This window comes from Micromonospora arborensis (genome assembly GCF_003205615.1).
Lineage (GTDB): Bacteria > Actinomycetota > Actinomycetes > Mycobacteriales > Micromonosporaceae > Micromonospora > Micromonospora arborensis.
On sequence record NZ_PYBV01000159.1, the window covers coordinates 1 to 213 of the forward strand.

1 protein-coding gene is annotated in these 213 nt (G+C 54.9%); it reads left to right on the forward strand.

Annotation, left to right across the window (positions count from 1 at the left end; genetic code table 11):
* A partial coding sequence (locus C7C45_RS33250) for a LysR substrate-binding domain-containing protein (RefSeq protein WP_208641538.1) occupies positions 1-213 on the forward strand: 213 nt, incomplete at both ends.

A 213-nucleotide genomic window follows, 5' to 3' on the forward strand; every position in this document is an offset into this window, starting at 1 on the left:
GCGGATTTCTATGCGCGCTATCCCAGCATCACGCTCCAGCTACAGGAAATGTCGCAGGAGAAAATCGAGGATATGCTTTGCCGCGACGAGTTGGACGTTGGGATTGCCTTCGCGCCTGTGCATTCGCCGGAGCTGGAGGCAATTCCTTTACTGACAGAAAGTTTAGCGTTAGTCGTGGCGCAACATCATCCGCTGGCCGTCCATGAACAGGTG